Raw genomic sequence first — 17,826 nt, 5'->3', positions numbered from 1 at the left:
GTACTCACGACGGCCCGCGGCGGCAGCGGCAGCGGCCCCTGCGCGGGAGAGGTCAGCGGTGCGTGGCACCACCGGCAGCCCGCACGGGCGTGATCAGCGGTCCGCGCCGGCGAAGTGTTCGCGTACCAGCGCCTGCACGACGGTCACGTCCTGGGCGACCAGCGCGTCCAGCAGGGCCGTGTGCTCGGCGGCGTCCGCCAGCAGGTCGGCACGGCGAGTGACGGGGTTTCCCTCCAGGGGCCACTGGGAGCGGCGGTGCAGTTCGTCGGCCACCATCACCAACTGGGCGTTCCCGTGGAGGGCGAGCACCGCGCCGTGGAAGGCCCGGTCCGCCTCGGCGTAGCTCGCCCGGTCACCGACGGCCGCCGCGGCGACGGTGGCGTCGGCCAGCGGGCGCAGCGCGCACCAGCCGGCCGGCGGGACGGTGCGGGCGAGCCGGAGCATGACGGGCACCTCGAGCAGCGCCCGCACCTCGGCCAGCTCGGCCAGCTCGGCCGGACCGCGCTCGGCGACCCGGAAGCCGCGGTTCGGTACGACCTCCACGGCCCCTTCCACGGCCAGCTGCTGCATCGCCTCGCGCACGGGGGTGGCGGAGACCCCGAAACGGGCGCCGAGCGCCGGGGCGGAGTAGACCTGCCCGGGAGCCAGCTCGCCGTCGACGAGGGCGGCGCGCAGGGCGTCCAGGATCTGGCCGCGCACCGAGTGCCGCTGCACCGGCGTCCGGGGGGCGGCCGGCTCGTTGTGGGTGTGTTCGCCGCGAGCCTGCTCGGGCACCCGGAGGGACGAGGAGGCGGTCATGGGCGCGGGGGACGCATGCGGTGTCCACATGTCCTCACGGGCTCTGCCCTGCTCCACTGCTACCTCCTCGGCCGGTCGCGTGCGCGGCTCGCGTGCGCGGAGCCCCCTGTGCACGATAGGCGGAGGAGGCCGCAGTTCAAACATCGATTGTGTCGGGTAAGGTAAGGCTTACCTGCAAACGATCGTGATTCGGTGGTCCCTGCATGACCCTGCCCACTCTGCTCCCCGGTACGACGACCTCGGCGGTGACGGACGCGTACGCGCGCCTGGCCGAGGTCTTTCCCGGGCTGCGCGCCGAGGCGCTCACGGACGCCGAGCCCTCCCCCGGCGGCGCCGGCTGGGTGGGCGCCCACGAGCTCGCCGCCGGCGGCAGCGGACTGGACACCTTCCTCGCCTGGGACGACGCGCAGGTGCTGCGGGACTACGGGCAGCCGGCCCGGCCCGACGTGGTCGCCGGCTTCGGACTGCACCGCTACGCGTGGCCGGCCTGCCTGCTGGTGACGGTGCCGTGGTTCCTGCACCGGCGAGTGCCGCGGATCCCGGTCGAGGACGTGGCCTTCCACCGGGGTCTGGGCCATCTGACGGTACGGGTACGGGAATTCGCCTGCCTGCCCGACGATCCGGCGTCGGCGCTGCCGGGCGCCCGCGTGGTGGCGGACGAGGCCGCGCTGCGCGCCGAGGTGCTCGCGTCCGTGGCCGACCACCTGGGCCCGGTGCTCGACGGGTTCGGCCCGCGGATGCGACGCGGCAAGCGGGCCCTGTGGGGCATGGCGACGGACGAGGTCGTCGAGGGCCTCTGGTACATCGCCCATCTCCTCGGCGAGGAGCGGCGCGCGATGGCCGAGCTGGAGGCGCTCCTGCCCGGCACCACGAAGCCGTACGTGGGCACGGCGGGCTTCCGCGAGCTGACCGGACCGGACGGGGAGTCGCTGCCCACCCGGGACCGGGCGAGCTGCTGCATGTTCTACACGGTGCGGCCCGAGGACACCTGTGTCACCTGCCCGCGCACCTGCGACGCGGACCGGGTCCGGAAGCTGACGCCCGCCCCCTGACCGGCGGCCCGCGCGGGGCGGTACGGACCGACGGTCCCTGCCCCCCGCACGAGTGGCGCGATTCGAACACAACTCCTCTTCGACATACGGTCATTCGACCAGATCGCGGTTATCCGGGGCATCCGCCACCCATTGGCGTTCACTTGCCCCGAAACCATCTGAACGCGACGTGATTCCCGGCACGATGGCGCCCGAAACGCCCTATCGCGACGCAAGGAACCGCGCATGAGACTGACCGACATATCGCTTGACTGGCTGCTTCCGGCCGCCGTCCTGCTGGCGGGGGTCCTGGCGGCGGTGGCGGTGGTCGCGCGCGGCAAGCGCGCCTCTGACACATCCGCGGCCGACGACACCTGGGAACGCAGCGAGGACCGTCGCAGACGCAAGGAGGCGCTGTACGCCACCGCTTCGTACGTTCTGCTGTTCTGCTGCGCTGCGGTCGCCGCCGCGCTCTCCTTCCACGGACTCGTCGGCTTCGGCACGCAGAATCTCGGCCTCTCCGGAGGCTGGGAGTATCTGGTGCCGTTCGGCCTCGACGGGGCGGCGATGTTCTGCTCCGTGCTCGCCGTTCGCGAGGCCAGCCACGGAGACGCCGCACTCGGCTCACGGCTGCTGGTGTGGACCTTCGCCGGTGCCGCCGCCTGGTTCAACTGGGTGCACGCACCGCGCGGCCTGAACCACGCGGGAGCACCGCACTTCTTCGCGGGGATGTCGCTCTCGGCGGCCGTCCTCTTCGACCGGGCGCTGAAACAGACCCGGGTGGCGGCACTGCGCGAACAGGGCCTGGTGCCCCGTCCGTTGCCGCAGATCCGGATCGTACGGTGGCTGCGCGCACCCCGGGAGACCTTCGGCGCCTGGTCGCTGATGCTCCTCGAAGGCGTACGCACGCTGGACGAAGCGGTCGACGAGGTACGCGAGGACCGCCGGGAGAACGAACAGAACCGTCTCCGCAGGCGGGATCAGGAAAAGCTGGACCGGGCGCAGATCAAGGCCCTGAACCGGCAGAACCGGGCCTGGGGACGGGTCGGCCGGGGCGCCACCCAGGTGGACGTCCAGGCCATCGCCTCCGCGACGGGCTCCGCGCAGTCCGTCGCGGAGCCCGCCATATCCGAGCCGGGTCAGCTGCCCCTGCGACCCCGGCCATCCCTGCAAGCCGTGAACGGCCCGAACTCGAGGGACGTTCCTGAGCTGGGGTCGACCGATCCGAGAACGGTCGACCTCACCACGGAGGACGACACCCAGGCACTGCCCAGACTCGATTCCCTGGAGCAGAAGCTGAAGGACCTGGAGCAGCAGTTCGGCTGATGCCCGGCCGGCGGACCTGCGGGAGACGGCCCTGACGCTCCGTTCGGAGCGTCAGGGCCGTTCGCCGTCCAGCTCGAACCAGACCACCTTGCCCAGGGCGTGCGGGCTGACGCCCCAGGAGTCCGCAAGGCTCTCCACCAGGACGAGTCCCCTGCCGTGCGTACCGTCGTCGGCGTCCGGTACGTGCGACACGGGCATGCCCGGGACGAAGTCCCGCACCTCCACGCGCAGTTTCTGCGGCGCCACGCTGACGGCGACGACCGCTCCCTCGTCCGTGTGGACCAGCGCGTTGGTCACGAGCTCGCTGAGCAGCAGCTCGGCCACTTGCGCGGGCTCCTCCTTCCATCGGTATCGCAGTAATTCCCTTACTGCGCCCCGCACTTCCGCGACGGCCGCCAGATCGGCGCGGCCGACTCTGCGATGCAGTCGGGCCAAGTCCTGACGCCCCATCGTTTCCCCCGCCCACACAGTGAATCGCCCCCTGTTTCCGAAGGTGCTCACGCAATGCATGCCCCGCCTACGCGCTGTCACGCTTGCCGACGCGTCAAAGGGCGCAGGGCTGCCACGGGAACCACCCCCGCCCGTGGCGGAATCCTGGATCCGGGGCCAGGTGACGGGCGCCCCGCCGCCACGCCGTCAGCCGCCGAACGAGCGGCGCACTCGCGGCGTGCACCCGCTCGCGCGGGTCGCGATGTTTACCTTCTCCTCGGTTAACTTCCCAAAAATTCACTCTTGTTGGCGTTGACGGAACCACATCTACGCGCGTCATCATGGTGGCTATGCGAATCCCCCCACGGATCACCACGCTCGGCGGCGTCGCCGCCCTCCTGTCCGTCCTCTTCGTCGGCGGCCCCGTCGCGGCGACCGCGACCGCCGCCACCACCTCGGTCGGCAGCATCTGCTATTCCGCGCTGCCGTCCCAGGCCCACGACACCCTCGACCTCATCGACGCCGGCGGGCCCTTCCCCTACGACCAGGACGGGACCGTCTTCCAGAACCGCGAAGGCGTGCTGCCCGGACAGAGCACCGGCTACTACCACGAGTACACCGTGATCACTCCCGGCTCCTCCACCCGCGGTGCGCGACGCATCGTCACGGGCGAGGAGGTCCAGGAGGACTACTACACCGGCGACCACTACGAGACCTTCGACCTCGTCGACCACGGCTGCTGACAGGCCCACGGGTCTCCAGCGGGCCGCTCCCCCGGTCCGGTCCGCGCCGTAGTCCCCCACCTGCGGCGCGGACCACCGGAGCGGCGTACTTGTACGCTCCCCCCATGACCGTGACCTATGTGATCGACGGCTCCCGGGTCACCGGCCTGGAGCGGTTCTGGGACGTGATCGGCGAGGCGGTGAACGGGCCCGGCGGCTACTTCGGCCGGAACCTCGACGCCTTCGCGGACTGCCTGAGCGGCGGGATGGGCACGCCGGACGACGGCGACTTCGTCATCGAGTGGCGCGACCACGCACGATCGGCCCGCGCGCTGGGCCACGAGGAGACCGCGCGCCACCTGGGCCGGCTGGCCGGCCGGGCCCATGCGAGCAACCAGCAGCGCCTGCGCGCGGAATCGGCGCAGGCGGCCGCGGGAATCGGCCCCACTCTCTTCGACCGCCTGGTGGAGATCATCCGGGACCGGACGGGCCCGGACACCCTGCGGCTGCTCTGAGACCGCTCCGGGCGCCACGGCCGCGGTGGTCCGCGCCGCGTGACGCCCGGCCCGGGATCAGTAGCGCGTGGACACCTTCACCCCGTCGAAGTCCTGCACGGCGTAGAGGCTGATGTAGTGGGCGCCTGCCGTCGGGTTCTCGACGGTCAGCGTGTGGCTGTTGCCGCTGCCGGCCGCCCGGGATGTGTAAGCACCCGTGGTGGCCCAGCCGTTGGCGTTGTAGTAGAGGTCGGCGTCGCCCGTGCCGCCGCTCGTGGTGATGGTGAGCCGGGTGGTTCCGGCGGGTATGTAGAGGTACAGGTAGGAGTAGTTGCCCCGGGTCGCGCGGCGCCCGCTGCGGGCACAGTCCTGGCCGAGCTCCCGGACATCACCGGCGGTGCACTCGGCCGTCGGTTCGGTCGGCGGGTTGGTGGTGGTGCCGCAGCTCCCGGCCGCGCACGCGGTCAGCCAGGTGTTCCAGTCGGAGTCGTAACGGCTGCCGATGGTGGAGGTGAGCAGGGTGCGGGCGCCGTTCCAGTCGCCGCCGCGGTAGCGGCCCAGGAGCGTGTCCACGTCGGACCGGTGTGACTGGAGCATGTAACGGACCGCTAGGTAGCCCCAGTTGTAGATGCGCGTCTGGTCGGCGTTCTCGTAGGTGGTGTCGAACAGGGAGCGCAGGGTGTAGGTGCGTGCGGCGGCCTGGGTGACGGCGTCGTCGTAGGTCACGTCACGGTAGGAGTAGGAGACGTACTCCGCGAAGCCCTCGACCCACCAGATGGTCGGCGTGGTGAGGCCGTCCTCGAAGTCGCCGGACATGTCGAACCGGCCGTCGAGGTAGTGCGTGTACTCGTGGTTGAGGTTCCAGATCTGGAACGCCGGGCGCACCCATTCGGCCTCGTAGGCGATGAAGCGCGGCTGGTTGCCGGCGGCGGCCGGGTCTCCCTCCAGGTACATGCCGCCGTTGTTGGTGTCGATGCCGTAGATGGCTCCGGCGTAGGTCTGGTAGTCGGTGCTCGAGTCGAAGACGACCACCTCGATGGTGGTGTTGTGGTCGCCGGCGACCGGTCCGTCGTCCCGGGCGACCTCGTGGAAGTAGGCGTCCTGGCCCTTCAGGCTGGTACAGGCGGCGGAGAGGTCGGCCGAGGACATCTGCTGGGCGAGGATGCGGATGCTGTCACTGCAGGTGTACGCGACGGGGAGGACGGCGCTCTTGATCCGTGCCGCCAGGTCGCAGGTGTTGTACGCGGTGCAGTTGGCCCGGTCGTAGTAGTCGGCCATCTCGGCGAGACCGACCCACAGCGGTGCGGTGGGCCCGGTCAGGGAGCTGCGGCCGAGCAGGTCGATGACGAGCGGGCGGGCCTTGGCCCGCAGCGACTCCTCCTGGAGGAAACGCCCGAGCTCGCGCCCGGCGTTGGCGGTCAGGTAGGAACGGTCCGTGCCCAGCAGGTCGAGGTGGTCGCGGGCGAAGCCGGCGAGCGCGTCGAGCAGGCTCGGGTCGGCCTGGACGGCGCTGATGAACTCGGGCACCTGATGCCCCCGGAAGGTCACCGTGTAGACGCTGTTGACGGCGTTGAGCATGTACCAGGAGCTGTTGTACGAGGAGTCGTAGTCGGCGAGCAGGCGCTTGACGACGAAGAGGTAACGGGCGTTCTGTACGGCGCTGTCGATGAGGATGACGGCTTCGGACAGGGTCTCCCCGTTGGCGTCCGTGACGTCGTAGGCGTGGGCGGAGCCGAAGAAGGCGTCGAGTCCGCCCTGGATGGCGGTGCGCAGCGCGTCGCCGTAGTCGCCGACGGTGGCGGGGTCGTAGTACTGCACGTAGTAGCCGGCCCGGAGGAAGAGCACCAGCTGGGGCATGCCGGTGCTGCTGTCGCCCGGGTACGCGGCCGATCCGTCGCGCAGGGCGTGGGCGACGGTGACCATCTGGGCCTCGCGGAAGGCGAGGTAGCCGTCGTTGCCCTTGACCGTGAACAGGGTGTTGACGCAGTCCGTCGTCGACGACTTGATCTGCTGGACCAGGTCGCCGCCGGTACGGCTGGTGAAGTCGGCGACGGAACAGGCGGCGGCGGGGGCGAACCCGGCCGCCTTCGCAGCGGAGCGGGCCTTGGCCTTCATCGAGGGGGCCGGGTGGCTCGGCGCGGTGGCGCGCGGGTCGTCGTAGTCGCGCTTCAGCGCATCCTTGGACGCGGCCTGCGGGGCCCGGTCGGCGGGCTTCAGTGCTGCGCCGCCCAGGTGACGGGCGTCCTCGACGGGTGCGGTGAGGGCCTGCGCGGCGGGGCCGCCCGGCTCGGGCGCCTCGGGGCCAACGGCCTTGCCCGCGGCGGCTGTCGCCACGGCGGCCGGTGCGGCGGGCCGGGGCTCGGCGGCCCGGCTCGGCGCGGCGAGCATGCCGAGGCCCAGACAGGCCGCCAGGGCCACGGTGGACAAGCCGGTGAATCTCTGTCGAACCGTTCGGTTCTTCACGTGCCGCCTCCCAGCGGTGTGGCGCCGCGCGACGTTGCACGGCGGTGGGGGATGGCGCGTTCGAGGTCCGGACCACGGGATCGATTCATGACATGAGCACGACCTCGAACGCGCCGTCAGTACAATGGCACATGTCACATGTTCTGCGAAAGGAGCTGTGCGCACATTCATCCGTGCGCCAACTCCCGTCCACGAGGCCCTGCTTGCCGCTGCCGCCCCTCGGTCCGACGGTTCCGGCTCAGGTTCGACGCGTCACCGCGCGGCGCCCGGGGGAGGATCACCTGCGTGGCGAAGGACGCGGCCGCGGATGCGCATGCAGGCGCGGGCGTGGGTTCGGGTGCTGCCGGCGCGGGATCGGGCGCCGCGCCCACGGATCGCCGGACCGCGCGGCGGTGTCCAGCCGACGGCGCAGATCCTCACTGTCGACGGCTCGGGTGACGCGCACGCACGCCGGGTACGTTCGCCGGCTCCTCGACCAGCCCGAGGCACCCCACACGACCCGCGCCCGGAAGGACTGGATCGCGGCCGAGGCGGGGCGGATGAGCCCTTCCCCCCGCCCGTGCGGCAGCCGCTACGACCGGGTGAGTCTGGCGGCCACCGCGTCGAGGACCCAGTCCAGGCCGGCCACGAAGGACGTCTCGGCGTCCACGTGCGTGCCGTCGTACACGGCCTTGGCCAGCGCCGGGAAGCGGCCCGTGGCCAACGCTTTCGTCACGCGCGGACCGGAGGCGCGCTGCCAGTCGCTCTCGGACAGGCCCGTGGTGCGCTCGGCCCGCAGGTTGGTGATCTCCCGCCTGATCGCGCCGGTGAAGTAGGCACTGACCGTCTCCACGGCGCGCATGGCGGTGTCGACGTCGGCGAGGCCGTCGAGGGAGGCCAGCGTGGCCTCGGCCACCGCGAGGCCGTTCGGGCCCAGGGCCGGACGGCCGCCGAGCAGGTCGGCCAGCCATTCGTGACGGAGTGCGGCCTGCCTCGTGCGGTGGGCGAGGACGCGCAGCGCCTCCCGCCAGTCACCGGGCTCCTCCTCGGGGAGGATCTCGGCGTAGACCTCGTCCACCAGGAGGTCGAACAGCTCTTCCTTGGTGGAGATGTAGCCGTACAGCCGCATCGGACCGGCGTCCAGGCGTGCGGCGACCTTGCGCACCGACACAGCGGCCAGTCCGCCCTCGTCGGCCAGCGCCATGGCGGCGGCGACGATCCGCTCCCGGTCGAGCGGCACGGGGCGATGCGGCGGCTCCGGCCGGTCCCACACAGTCATGGGCCCATCGTACTGTTGCCATACAGCGTAGCGCGGCAATACGGTGTATCGACATGAGACACCGAATCGCTGTGATCGGCGGCGGCCCCGGCGGCCTCGCCTTCGCCCGCGTCCTGCACCGCCACGGCCACCCCGTCACCGTCCTCGAACGCGATCCCGCGCCCGACGCCCGTCCCCCGGGCGGCACGCTGGACCTGCACGAGGGGCTGGGTCAGCTCGCGCTGGACAAGGCCGGGCTGCTGACGGAGTTCCGGGCCCTGTCCCGGCCCGAGGGGCAGGCCATGCGCATCCTGGACACGGACGGGACCGTCCTGCGCGACTGGCGGCCGCGGCCGGACGACCGGGCCCATCCCGAGATCGACCGCCGTCAACTCCGTGACCTGCTCCTCGGCTCTCTCGACGTCCGGTGGGGGCAGGCCGTGACGCAGGTGGTGCCGGGGACCGGCGACGGCGCGCGGGTCCACTTCGCGGACGGGCGGCAGGAGACCTTCGACCTCGTGATCGGCGCGGACGGCGCCCGGTCCCGGGTCCGCCCGGCCGTCTCGCCGGTGACGCCGCACTACACCGGCGTCACCTTCGTCGAGACCTCCCTGGACGACGTCGACACCCGCCACCCCGGCCTCGCCCGCTTGATCGGCGCCGGTTCCCTGGCCGTGTACGGCGTGAACCGCGCGCTCGTCGCCCAGCGCAACAGCGGGGGTCACGTCAAGGTGTACGCGCAGTTCCGCGCACCCCTGGACCGGCACCCGCACCTGGACCCGACCGACGCCGAGGCCGTGCGATCCGGCCTGCTGGCGATGTTCGACGGCTGGGCCGGCCCCGTCCTCGAACTCCTCCGCCACGGGACCGCGTTCGTCCACCGCCCCCTCTACGTCCTGCCCGTCTCCCACACCTGGCGCCATGTGCGCGGAGTGACGCTCATCGGCGACGCGGCCCATCTGATGCCCCCGCTGGGGGCAGGCGCGAACCTCGCGATGCTGGAGGGTGCCGAACTCGCCGAGTCCATCGCCACCGGCTCCGCCGATCCGGACACGACCGTCCGCGCCTTCGAGGAACGGATGTGGGCACGGGCGGGCAGGTGGGCGCAGATGACGACGGCCGGTCTGGAACGCCTCGTGAGCCCGGACCCCGCCGAAGCCCTCGCCCTCTTCGACCAGGTCCAGCCGTCCTGACATCCGAGCACGGGAGCAGGGAGCACGGAAGGAGTACCGGCCGTACGCCGGACCACCGCGGCGTGCCGCCCGGGTCAACAGCCGCCCCCGGAACCGCGCGCGGGTCTCAGACCTGGCCGGCCGGCACCCCTTCGGGCGCCTCTCCGGCGCGCTCGGCCCCGCCCTGACTGCCGCCGGCCCACAGGGACCGGACATGGGACATGTGGGCGAGCATGCAGGCCTCGGCCCCCGGGGCGTCACCGGCGACCACCAGGTCCAGGAGTTGTACGTGTTCCTCAGCGGAGGCGATCAGCTGACCCGATTCGGCCAACCGGTTCAGGCCGAACAGCCTGGACCGCTTGCGCAGTTCGCCGACCTCCTCGACCAGCCGGCGGTTCCCGGCCAGGGCCAGCAGGGCGAGGTGGAAGCGGCGGTCCGCCTCCAGATAGCCCAGGATGTCGTGCCGGCGGGCCGCCTCGACGATCTCCAACGCCACCGGCCGCAGCGCCTCCAACTCCTGCGTAAGGCCCATCCGCGCGATCCTGCCCACGGTGGGTACCTCGATCATGGCGCGGAGTTCGGTGAAGTCGTCGAGGTCCTGCTCGGTCAGTTCGGTGATCCGGAAGCCCTTGTTCCGGACGGCCTCGACCAGTCCCTCACGGGCCAGGTCGAGCATCGCCTCGCGGACCGGCGTCGCGGAGACTCCGAAGTCCGCGGCGAGCGCGGGCGCGGAGTACACGGTTCCGGGCTTCAGTTCGCCGGAGATGAGTGCCGCCCGCAGCGCGTGCGCCACCTGGTCACGCAGATGCTCCTGCGCCGAGATCACGTTGAGCGACGTCAGGCGGGCCATGTCTGTTCCTCCAGCACCGTGCGGAGCCCAAGAATACAATGTGACGTTGTCCGTCACGGCGTCGAAGGGTCACAACAGGAAGCCCTCGGGAAACGGGTCGGCCGGGTCGAGGAAGTACTGCGCTGTCCCCGTGATCCAGGCGCGCCCGGTGATGGCGGGAACGACGGCCGGCAGCGGTCCCACGGTGGTCTCGGCGACGAGCCGGCCCGTGAACTCCGTACCGATGAAGGACTCGTTGACGAAATCGGTGTCCAGGGCCAGTTCGCCCCGCGCGTGGAGCTGGGCCATCCGCGCGGAGGTGCCGGTGCCGCACGGCGAGCGGTCGAACCATCCGGGGTGGATGGCCATGGCGTGCCGGGAGCGGACGGCGTCCGAGCCTGGGGCGATCAGCTGGACGTGCTTGAGCCCGCTGATGGCGGGGTCGAGCGGGTGGACCGGGCGCGCGTCGGCGTTGACCGCTTCCATCAGGGCGAGCCCCGCCGCCAGCAGTTCGTCCTTGTGCGCGCGGTCGAAGGGCAGGCCCAGATCGTCCAGGCGGACCATGGCGTAGAAGTTGCCTCCGTACGCGAGGTCGTAGGGCACGGTGCCGTGGCCGGGGACCTTCGCCGTGAGTCCGAGTCCGGCGCTGAAGGCGGGGACGTTGGTCAGGGTGACGGAGGTGGCGGCGCCGTCCTCCACCCGGACGTCGACGCTCACCAGCCCGGCGGGGGTGTCCAGCCGCACGGTGGTGACCGGCTCGGTGACCTCCACCATGCCGGTCTCCACCAGGACGGTGGCCACCCCGATGGTGCCGTGCCCGCACATCGGCAGACAGCCGGAGACCTCCATGAACAGGACCCCGAAGTCGGCGTCGGGGCGGGTCGGCGGCTGGAGCACCGCCCCGCTCATCGCCGCGTGTCCGCGCGGCTCGTACATCAGCAGGGTCCGCACCGCGTCCCGGTGCGCCATGAAGTGGGCGCGGCGCTCGGCCATGGTGGCGCCGGGGAGCGTGCCGATGCCACCGGTGATCACGCGGGTGGGCATGCCCTCGGTGTGCGAGTCGACGGCGTGGAAGATGTGACGCGTGCGCAAGTGTCCCCCTCGGTCGTCCGGCCGGTCCGGTAGGCGGCTCCGGCCGGTGGATGTCTGGTGTGCTGACGGGTGGGGCGGGAGGTCCGGGAGGGCCGGCGGACGTGTACCCGGCCCTCGGACGCCGGCCCAGGGCCGGCCCTCTCAGTCGAGGCCGTCGGCGAGCGCCTTCTCGGTGGCCGCGCGCACGGCGGCCAGGGCGTCTGCGTCGAGCGGCAGGCGCGGCGGCCGGGTCGGTCCGCCGTGCCGTCCGACGATGTCCATCGACGCCTTGATGGCCTGGACGAACTCCGGTTTGGAGTCCCAGCGAAGCAGCGGGTGCAACCGCCGGTACAGGCGCAGCGCCGTGTCCAGATCCCCGGACACGGCTGCCCGGTACAGCTCGACACAGCCGGCGGGCAGCATGTTGGGGCAGCCCGCGATCCAGCCGACGGCACCCGCCAGAGCGAGCTCCAGCAGGACGTCGTCGGCGCCGACCAGCAGATCGAGCCCCGGGACCTCCTCGGCGATCTCGTAGGCCCTGCGGACGTCACCGCTGAACTCCTTGACGGCGACGACGGAACCGTCGGCGTGGAGCCGGGCGAGGAGTCGCGGTGTCAGGTCGACCTTGGTGTCGTAGGGATTGTTGTACGCGACGACCGGCAGGCCCACGGAGGCGACTTCCGCGTAGTGCGCCCGGACCGCCGCTTCCTCGCACGGGTATCCGTTGGGCGGCAGCAGCAGTACGGAGCCGGCCCCGGCATCGGCGGCCTGCTCGGCGCGGCGCCGCGCTTGGGTGCTGTCGTAGGCGGAGACGCCGGGCATCACCCTGGCTCCGTCCCCGGCCGCCTCCACGGCGACCCGCACGACCTGGTCGCGCTCTTGGTCCGTGAGGGTCTGGTACTCCCCCAGCGAACCGTTGGGCACCACCCCGTCACACCCTTCGGCGACGAGGTCGTGCACATGGGCGGCGTACGCGTCGAAGTCGATGGACCGGTCCTCGCGCAGGGTGAGGGGCGTGGCCACCATGACGCCGCGCCAGGGGCGGTTGCGTGCGGGGATGTTCGTGCTCATACGGGCTCCTCGGGAAGGGGGGCGAAGGGGAAGAGAAGGCGAGGGGTGGGGCGGGCGCCCTCAGGTGTCCTCGGGGCGGGCGGCACGGGCGAGTACGGACAGGGGGACGGGGCAGGCGAGCGGTCGGCGGTCGGCGCCCCCGGTCTCCGCTGCGCAGCCGGCGAGTTCCCGCACGGCGAATCCGCACGTCCGGCCCTGGCACCAGCCCATCCCGGCCCGGGTGAGGAGCTTGACCGTGCGGCTGTCGCCAGCACCGAGTTCCCCGACGGCCGTGCGGACGGCTCCGGCGGTGACCTCCTCGCACCGGCAGACCTCGGTGTCGTCCGCCGTCCACTCGGTCCACCCCGGCCCCGGACGGTGCACGGCGCCCATGAGTTCGGCGAACGCGCGCATCCGGCGCCGGGACCGCACCAGCGCCGCGGTGCGGGGCGTACCCGGGCCGCCGCGGACGTCCGCGAGCACGGAGCGCGCGGCCAGTTCACCCTCGGCCAGGGCGAGACGGACGCCGCCGATCCCGCCGGTCTCACCCGCGGCCCATACCCCCGGCACGGTGGTGCGTAGTTCCTCGTCGAGCTCCAGCGCGGCCGATCCGTCCGCGGCGCACCGGGTGGCGCAGCCCAGCCCGACGGCCAGGTCCAGCTGGGGCACGAGACCGTGTCCGACGGCCAGGGTGTCGCACGCGATCCGGTGGCCGGTCCCGGGCAGCGGACGCCAGTCGCGGTCCAGCCGGCTCACCGTGACGCCCTCCACCCGGTCGGTGCCGTGGACGGCGGTGACCGCCCGGTGCGTCAGCGGCCGGACCCGGTGCCGCGCCAGCGCCGCAGCGTGCCGGGCCCCTTCGGTGAGCCGTCCGGGGCTGGTGGCCAGCACCCTCGGGGCGCGCCCGTACGCCGCGTAGCCGGAGGCCTCCACCAGCGCGGGCACCCGGGCGCCCGCTCGGGCGAGGGAGACCGCGACGGCCTGCAGCAGTGGTCCGCTGCCGGCGACGACGATGCGCCGGCCCGGGAGCACCAGCCCCGATTTCAGCATGGCCTGCGCCCCGGCCGCCCCGACGACACCGGGCAGGGTCCAGCCGGGGAAAGGGAGTTGGCGCTCGTGGGAGCCGGTCGCGACCAGCAGCCGGCGGGCGTCGAGCGTGCCGCTCCCGTCCCGGCCGTCGGGCCCGGTGACCGTGTGCAGCGTCCAGTCCGCTCCCCGCCGTTCGACGGCCCAGACGTGGTGACCGGTGAGAAGCCGGATCCGGCCTGCGGTGCGGTGCCGGTCGAGCCGGGCCGTGAGCGCCGCGAACGCCGCCCAGTTGTGGTGCAGTCGCTCGGGTGTGGCGGCACCGAGGCCGGGGGCGGGGGCGCGGTAGTACTGACCGCCCGGCGTGTGCGCCGCGTCGAGCAGGACCACGTCGAGCCCGCCGTCGGCCGCGGTGACGGCGGCGGCCAGCCCGGCGGGACCGGCTCCCACCACCGCGAGTTCGGTGCGCCCGGGACGGTCGGCGGGCGGTTCAGCGGGCGGTACCGGCATGTCCGTCCCCTTCCTGTGTGGTGACGGCGTCGCCGGGGCCGGCGGGCACGAGGCAGGCGCGTCGGTTGGGACGGCCGTTGATGGTGGCCAGGCAGTCGAAACAGGACCCGATCCCGCAGAAGGCGCCGCGCGGCCGTCCGTTGCCCCGGGTGGTGCGCCAGGTGAGGACGGAGGCGGCCCAGAGGGCGGCCGCGATGCTCTGGCCGGGCAGGGCGCGGACCGGGCGGCCGTCGAAGGTGATCTCGAAACCGGGGCCGGGATCGGCACCGGCCAGACGGGCCGGGGTGCGTGCCGTACGTATGCGGGGACGTCTCACCAGGGCTCCTGCTCGGTCGGCGGTCGGTTGGTCGGTCGGTCCCTGACGGTCCCGGACGGGTCGGCGGTCGCCCGACCCGTGCGGGGGCGGTCCTTACGGGTCGGGCGGTCCGGGCGGTCCCGGACGGGTCGGCGGGCTTCTCGGGGGTGTACGGCGTCACGGCGGCGGCCTCGGCGGCCGACGGGTGACCCCGGACCGGACGGTCAGTCGTCTCGGCCGGGGCGGGCGCCCGTGCCGTCGAACCGGTCCGGACGGAACGGCTCGGGATCCAGGGGCGGTCCCTCCCCGCGGATCGCGGCGGTGACCAGCACCGCCGTGGCGGGCGCCAGTCCGACGCCCGCGCCCTCGTGACCGCAGGCGTGGAAGAGGCCCGGCACCCGGCGGTCCGGCCCGATCGCCGGGAGGTGGTCGGGCAGGTAGGGGCGGAAGCCGTGGTAGGTCCGGAGCACCCGGGTACGGGCGAGCACCGGGAAGAGCGCGGCAGCCGCCGCGGCCAGCCGGCTGACGACGGGGACGGACAACGTGCGGTCGAATCCGACCCGTTCACGGCTGGCGCCGATCAGGACCGGCCCGGCCCGGGTCCCCTCCACGACGGGGGAGGTCTGCAACGCGGCGGATGCGCTCGACACGTCGGCCACGTACTCCGCCGCGTACACCTTGTGTCTGATCAGGGGCGGCAGGGGCTCGGTCACCAGGACGAAGCCGCGCCTGGGCAGCACGGGCAGTTCCACTCCGGCCAGAGCCGCCAGTTCCCCGCCCCGTACACCCGTGGCGTTGACCACCGCCGGGGCGAACAGCTCCCCGGCACGGGTCCGTACGCCGCGCACCGCGCCCGTCGGTCCGGTCAGTACCGCTGTGACCGCCTGCCCGGGGTGGAGGCTCGCTCCCGCGTCGCGGGCGGCGCGGACGAGATGGGCCGCGGCCAGGGCCGGCTGGACCTGGGCGTCCTGTGGATAGAGGACGCCTCCGGCGAGTCCGGAGGCCACGTGGGGTTCGATCGCGTTCAGTTCATCGGCTGCCACCGCGGTGGCACGGACTCCCGCCGCCCGCTGCCCGGCGGCGGTCGCGGTCAGGGTGGCCAGCGACTCGGGGCCCGCCGCGACGACCAGCCCGCCCTTCTGCTCGAACTCGACGCAGGAGGGCAGCACTTCGGCGAGTTCGCCCCAGAGCGCGGCGGACAGGAGCGCGAGGTCCAGCTCCGGTCCCGGCACCTTGTCGGAGACCAGGAGGTTGCCCTCCCCCGCCCCGGTGGTGCCGCCGGCGACCGGTCCGCTGTCCACCACCGCGACCGAGAGTCCGGACCGGGTGGCGTAGTACGCGCAGGCGGCACCGACCACTCCGGCGCCGACGACGACCACGTCGAAACGCTGTCTCGTGAACACGTCAGTAATATGTCACATTGCTCAGAGGCCGCCAAGAGGGCGTCACGCAGCTGAATCTGACGCTTCATCAACCACGCGACCACCCTGCGGCAGGCCCGCCGGGCAATGCCGCGACCCGGATGAAACCGGGCGGAACAGCCCTACGGCCGGGGCACGTTACGCAGGTTGGACCGGGCCATCTGGACCATCCGGCCCACTCCGCCGTCCAGCACGATCTTGCTGGCGGAGAGCGCGAAGCCGGTCACCATGTCCGCGCTGATCTTCGGCGGGATGGAGAGTGCGTTCGGGTCCGTCACGATGTCGACGAGCGCCGGCCCCTTGTGCCTGAAGGCGTCCCTGAGGGCGCTCTCCAGTTGCTTGGGCTTCTCGACGCGGACTCCGTACGCCCCCGAGGCGCGCGCGACGGCCGCGAAGTCGGGGTTCTTGTTGGTCGTGCCGAACGACGGCAGACCCGCGACCAGCATCTCCAGCTCGACCATGCCCAGCGAGGAGTTGTTGAACAGGACGACCTTCACCGGCAGGTCGTACTGGACGAGCGTCAGGAAGTCCCCCATCAGCATGGTGAATCCGCCGTCCCCGGACATCGAGACGACCTGTCGGTTCCGGTCGGTGAACTGTGCTCCGATGGCCTGCGGCAGCGCGTTGGCCATCGAGCCGTGGCTGAACGAACCGATCACGCGGCGCTTGCCGTTCGGCGTCAGGTAGCGGGCCGCCCAGACGTTGCACATGCCCGTGTCTACGGTGAACACCGCGTCCTCGTCCGCCAGTTCGTCCAGGACCGAGGCCACGTACTCCGGGTGGATCGGAACGTGCTTCTCGACCTTGCGGGTGTACGCGCTGATGACCCCCTCCAGCGCGTCCGCGTGCTTCTTGAGCATCCGGTCGAGGAACTTGCGGTCGCTCTTGGCCTTCACCCGCGGGGTCAGACAACGCAACGTCTCGCGGACATCGCCCCAGACCGCGAGATCGAGCTTGGAGCGACGGCCCAGGTGCTCGGGCCGCACATCGACCTGGACGATCTTCACGTCGTTGGGGAGGAAGGCGTTGTACGGAAAGTCCGTGCCGAGCAGGATCAGCAGATCGCACTCGTTCGTGGCCTCGTACGCGGCGCCGTAGCCGAGCAGCCCGCTCATGCCGACGTCGTACGGGTTGTCGTACTGGATCCACTCCTTGCCGCGCAGCGCGTGGCCCACGGGGGCCTTCACCCGCTCGGCGAACTCCATCACCTCGGCGTGCGCGCCGGCCGTGCCGCTCCCGCAGAACAGCGTCACCCGTTTGGCCTCGTCGACCATCCGGCAGAGCTTCTCGATCTCCGCGTCGCCCGGCCGCACGGTGGGCCGCGAGGTGACCAGGGCGTGCTCGACCGACTTCTCCGGTGCGGGCTGCGAGGCCACGTCGCCCGGCATCGACACGACGGCGACGCCGCCCTGGCCGATCGCGTGCTGGATGGCCGTCTGCAGCAGCCGCGGCATCTGCTGCGGGTTGGAGATCATCTCGTTGTAGTGGCTGCACTCCTGGAAGAGCAGCTCCGGATGGGTCTCCTGGAAGTAGCCGAGTCCGATCTCGCTCGACGGGATGTGCGAGGCGAGCGCGAGGACGGGGGCCATGGACCGGTGGGCGTCGTAGAGGCCGTTGATGAGGTGCAGGTTGCCGGGGCCGCAGGAGCCGGCGCAGGCCGCCAGCTCTCCGGTGACCTGTGCCTCCGCTCCGGCGGCGAACGCGGCCGTCTCCTCGTGCCGGACCTGGATCCAGTCGACGTCCGGGTTGCGGCGGATCGCGTCGACGACCGGGTTGAGACTGTCGCCGACCACCCCGTACAGGCGTTTGACGCCTGCCCGGGCGAGGATGTCGACGAACTGCTCCGACACGTTCTGCTTGGCCATGGGTGCGCACTCCCTCTGCCTGTGCTCCGTGCACGTCCGGCTGTCCTCGTACCGGGGCGCGAAACCCCCGCCGGACGGGTTCTCCGG

Annotated in this window: 16 protein-coding genes; 5 read left to right on the top strand and 11 right to left on the bottom strand. The window is 72.2% G+C overall.

The annotated features are described in order from the left end of the window. Positions 1-93: 93 nt before the first annotated feature. Entirely contained in the window at positions 94-855 is a 762-nt protein-coding gene (locus ACGFZA_RS08495; RefSeq protein ID WP_385273295.1) for a GntR family transcriptional regulator, read from the bottom strand. Positions 856-1,001: 146 nt separating this feature from the next. Between ACGFZA_RS08495 and ACGFZA_RS08490 the strand changes: the two genes are divergently transcribed. Both ACGFZA_RS08490 and ACGFZA_RS08485 read left to right on the top strand, forming a co-directional pair. Next, positions 1,002-1,850, top strand: coding sequence for a (2Fe-2S)-binding protein (locus tag ACGFZA_RS08490; protein ID WP_393678264.1), 849 nt, complete (start codon positions 1,002-1,004; stop codon positions 1,848-1,850). Between the two features lie 225 nt (positions 1,851-2,075). Continuing rightward, entirely contained in the window at positions 2,076-3,155 is a 1,080-nt protein-coding gene (locus ACGFZA_RS08485) for a DUF2637 domain-containing protein (protein ID WP_385273302.1), read from the top strand. A gap of 51 nt (positions 3,156-3,206) precedes the next feature. On the opposite strand, the gene ACGFZA_RS08480 is transcribed toward ACGFZA_RS08485, so the two are convergent. Continuing rightward, complete coding sequence (locus tag ACGFZA_RS08480; RefSeq protein WP_385273305.1) at positions 3,207-3,605, bottom strand: ATP-binding protein; 399 nt, start codon at positions 3,603-3,605, stop codon at positions 3,207-3,209. Positions 3,606-3,934: 329 nt separating this feature from the next. On the opposite strand from ACGFZA_RS08480, the gene ACGFZA_RS08475 reads away from it, so the two are divergent. Together ACGFZA_RS08475 and ACGFZA_RS08470 are read left to right on the top strand one after the other, a co-directional pair. Continuing rightward, a complete protein-coding gene (locus ACGFZA_RS08475; protein ID WP_393678261.1) occupies positions 3,935-4,327 on the top strand; it encodes a ribonuclease domain-containing protein in 393 nt (130 codons plus the stop codon). A 104-nt stretch (positions 4,328-4,431) separates the two neighbouring features. After that, positions 4,432-4,821: a barstar family protein gene (locus ACGFZA_RS08470; protein ID WP_385273311.1), complete on the top strand. Its 390-nt coding sequence runs from the start codon at positions 4,432-4,434 to the stop codon at positions 4,819-4,821. Between the two features lie 57 nt (positions 4,822-4,878). Here the strand turns inward: ACGFZA_RS08470 and ACGFZA_RS08465 are convergent, their stop codons facing one another. Both ACGFZA_RS08465 and ACGFZA_RS08460 read right to left on the bottom strand, forming a co-directional pair. Continuing rightward, complete coding sequence (locus tag ACGFZA_RS08465) at positions 4,879-7,263, bottom strand: M9 family metallopeptidase (RefSeq protein WP_393678258.1); 2,385 nt, start codon at positions 7,261-7,263, stop codon at positions 4,879-4,881. 571 nt (positions 7,264-7,834) lie between these two features. Continuing rightward, positions 7,835-8,521 carry a TetR/AcrR family transcriptional regulator gene (locus tag ACGFZA_RS08460; protein WP_393678256.1) on the bottom strand — a complete coding sequence of 229 codons (687 nt, stop codon included), beginning with the start codon at positions 8,519-8,521 and terminating at the stop codon, positions 7,835-7,837. A gap of 53 nt (positions 8,522-8,574) precedes the next feature. On the opposite strand from ACGFZA_RS08460, the gene ACGFZA_RS08455 reads away from it, so the two are divergent. Next, positions 8,575-9,693, top strand: coding sequence for an FAD-dependent oxidoreductase (locus ACGFZA_RS08455; RefSeq protein WP_393678254.1), 1,119 nt, complete (start codon positions 8,575-8,577; stop codon positions 9,691-9,693). Positions 9,694-9,799: 106 nt separating this feature from the next. Here ACGFZA_RS08455 and ACGFZA_RS08450 read toward each other — a convergent pair whose 3' ends face one another. The 7 genes from ACGFZA_RS08450 to ACGFZA_RS08420 all read right to left on the bottom strand — a co-directional run bounded on the left by ACGFZA_RS08450 (position 9,800) and on the right by ACGFZA_RS08420 (position 17,739). Then, a complete protein-coding gene (locus tag ACGFZA_RS08450) occupies positions 9,800-10,522 on the bottom strand; it encodes a GntR family transcriptional regulator (protein WP_385273323.1) in 723 nt (240 codons plus the stop codon). Positions 10,523-10,591: 69 nt separating this feature from the next. Beyond that, a complete protein-coding gene (locus tag ACGFZA_RS08445; protein ID WP_393678252.1) occupies positions 10,592-11,593 on the bottom strand; it encodes a proline racemase family protein in 1,002 nt (333 codons plus the stop codon). A 141-nt stretch (positions 11,594-11,734) separates the two neighbouring features. Further along, positions 11,735-12,643 (bottom strand): dihydrodipicolinate synthase family protein, encoded by a 909-nt coding sequence (locus tag ACGFZA_RS08440; RefSeq protein ID WP_393678250.1) that lies wholly within the window; start codon positions 12,641-12,643, stop codon positions 11,735-11,737. A gap of 60 nt (positions 12,644-12,703) precedes the next feature. Further along, positions 12,704-14,158 (bottom strand): NAD(P)/FAD-dependent oxidoreductase, encoded by a 1,455-nt coding sequence (locus tag ACGFZA_RS08435; RefSeq protein ID WP_393678248.1) that lies wholly within the window; start codon positions 14,156-14,158, stop codon positions 12,704-12,706. Next, positions 14,139-14,474 carry a (2Fe-2S)-binding protein gene (locus tag ACGFZA_RS08430; RefSeq protein ID WP_393678246.1) on the bottom strand — a complete coding sequence of 112 codons (336 nt, stop codon included), beginning with the start codon at positions 14,472-14,474 and terminating at the stop codon, positions 14,139-14,141. The genes ACGFZA_RS08435 and ACGFZA_RS08430 overlap by 20 nt, the downstream gene beginning before the upstream one ends. A gap of 203 nt (positions 14,475-14,677) precedes the next feature. After that, entirely contained in the window at positions 14,678-15,856 is a 1,179-nt protein-coding gene (locus ACGFZA_RS08425; protein WP_393678244.1) for an NAD(P)/FAD-dependent oxidoreductase, read from the bottom strand. A gap of 140 nt (positions 15,857-15,996) precedes the next feature. Further along, positions 15,997-17,739 (bottom strand): pyruvate dehydrogenase, encoded by a 1,743-nt coding sequence (locus ACGFZA_RS08420; RefSeq protein WP_385273341.1) that lies wholly within the window; start codon positions 17,737-17,739, stop codon positions 15,997-15,999. Positions 17,740-17,826 lie beyond the last annotated feature (87 nt).

This window comes from Streptomyces sp. NPDC048211 (genome assembly GCF_043202315.1).
Lineage (GTDB): Bacteria > Actinomycetota > Actinomycetes > Streptomycetales > Streptomycetaceae > Streptomyces.
This window is presented reverse-complemented; position numbering and strand designations above follow the sequence as displayed.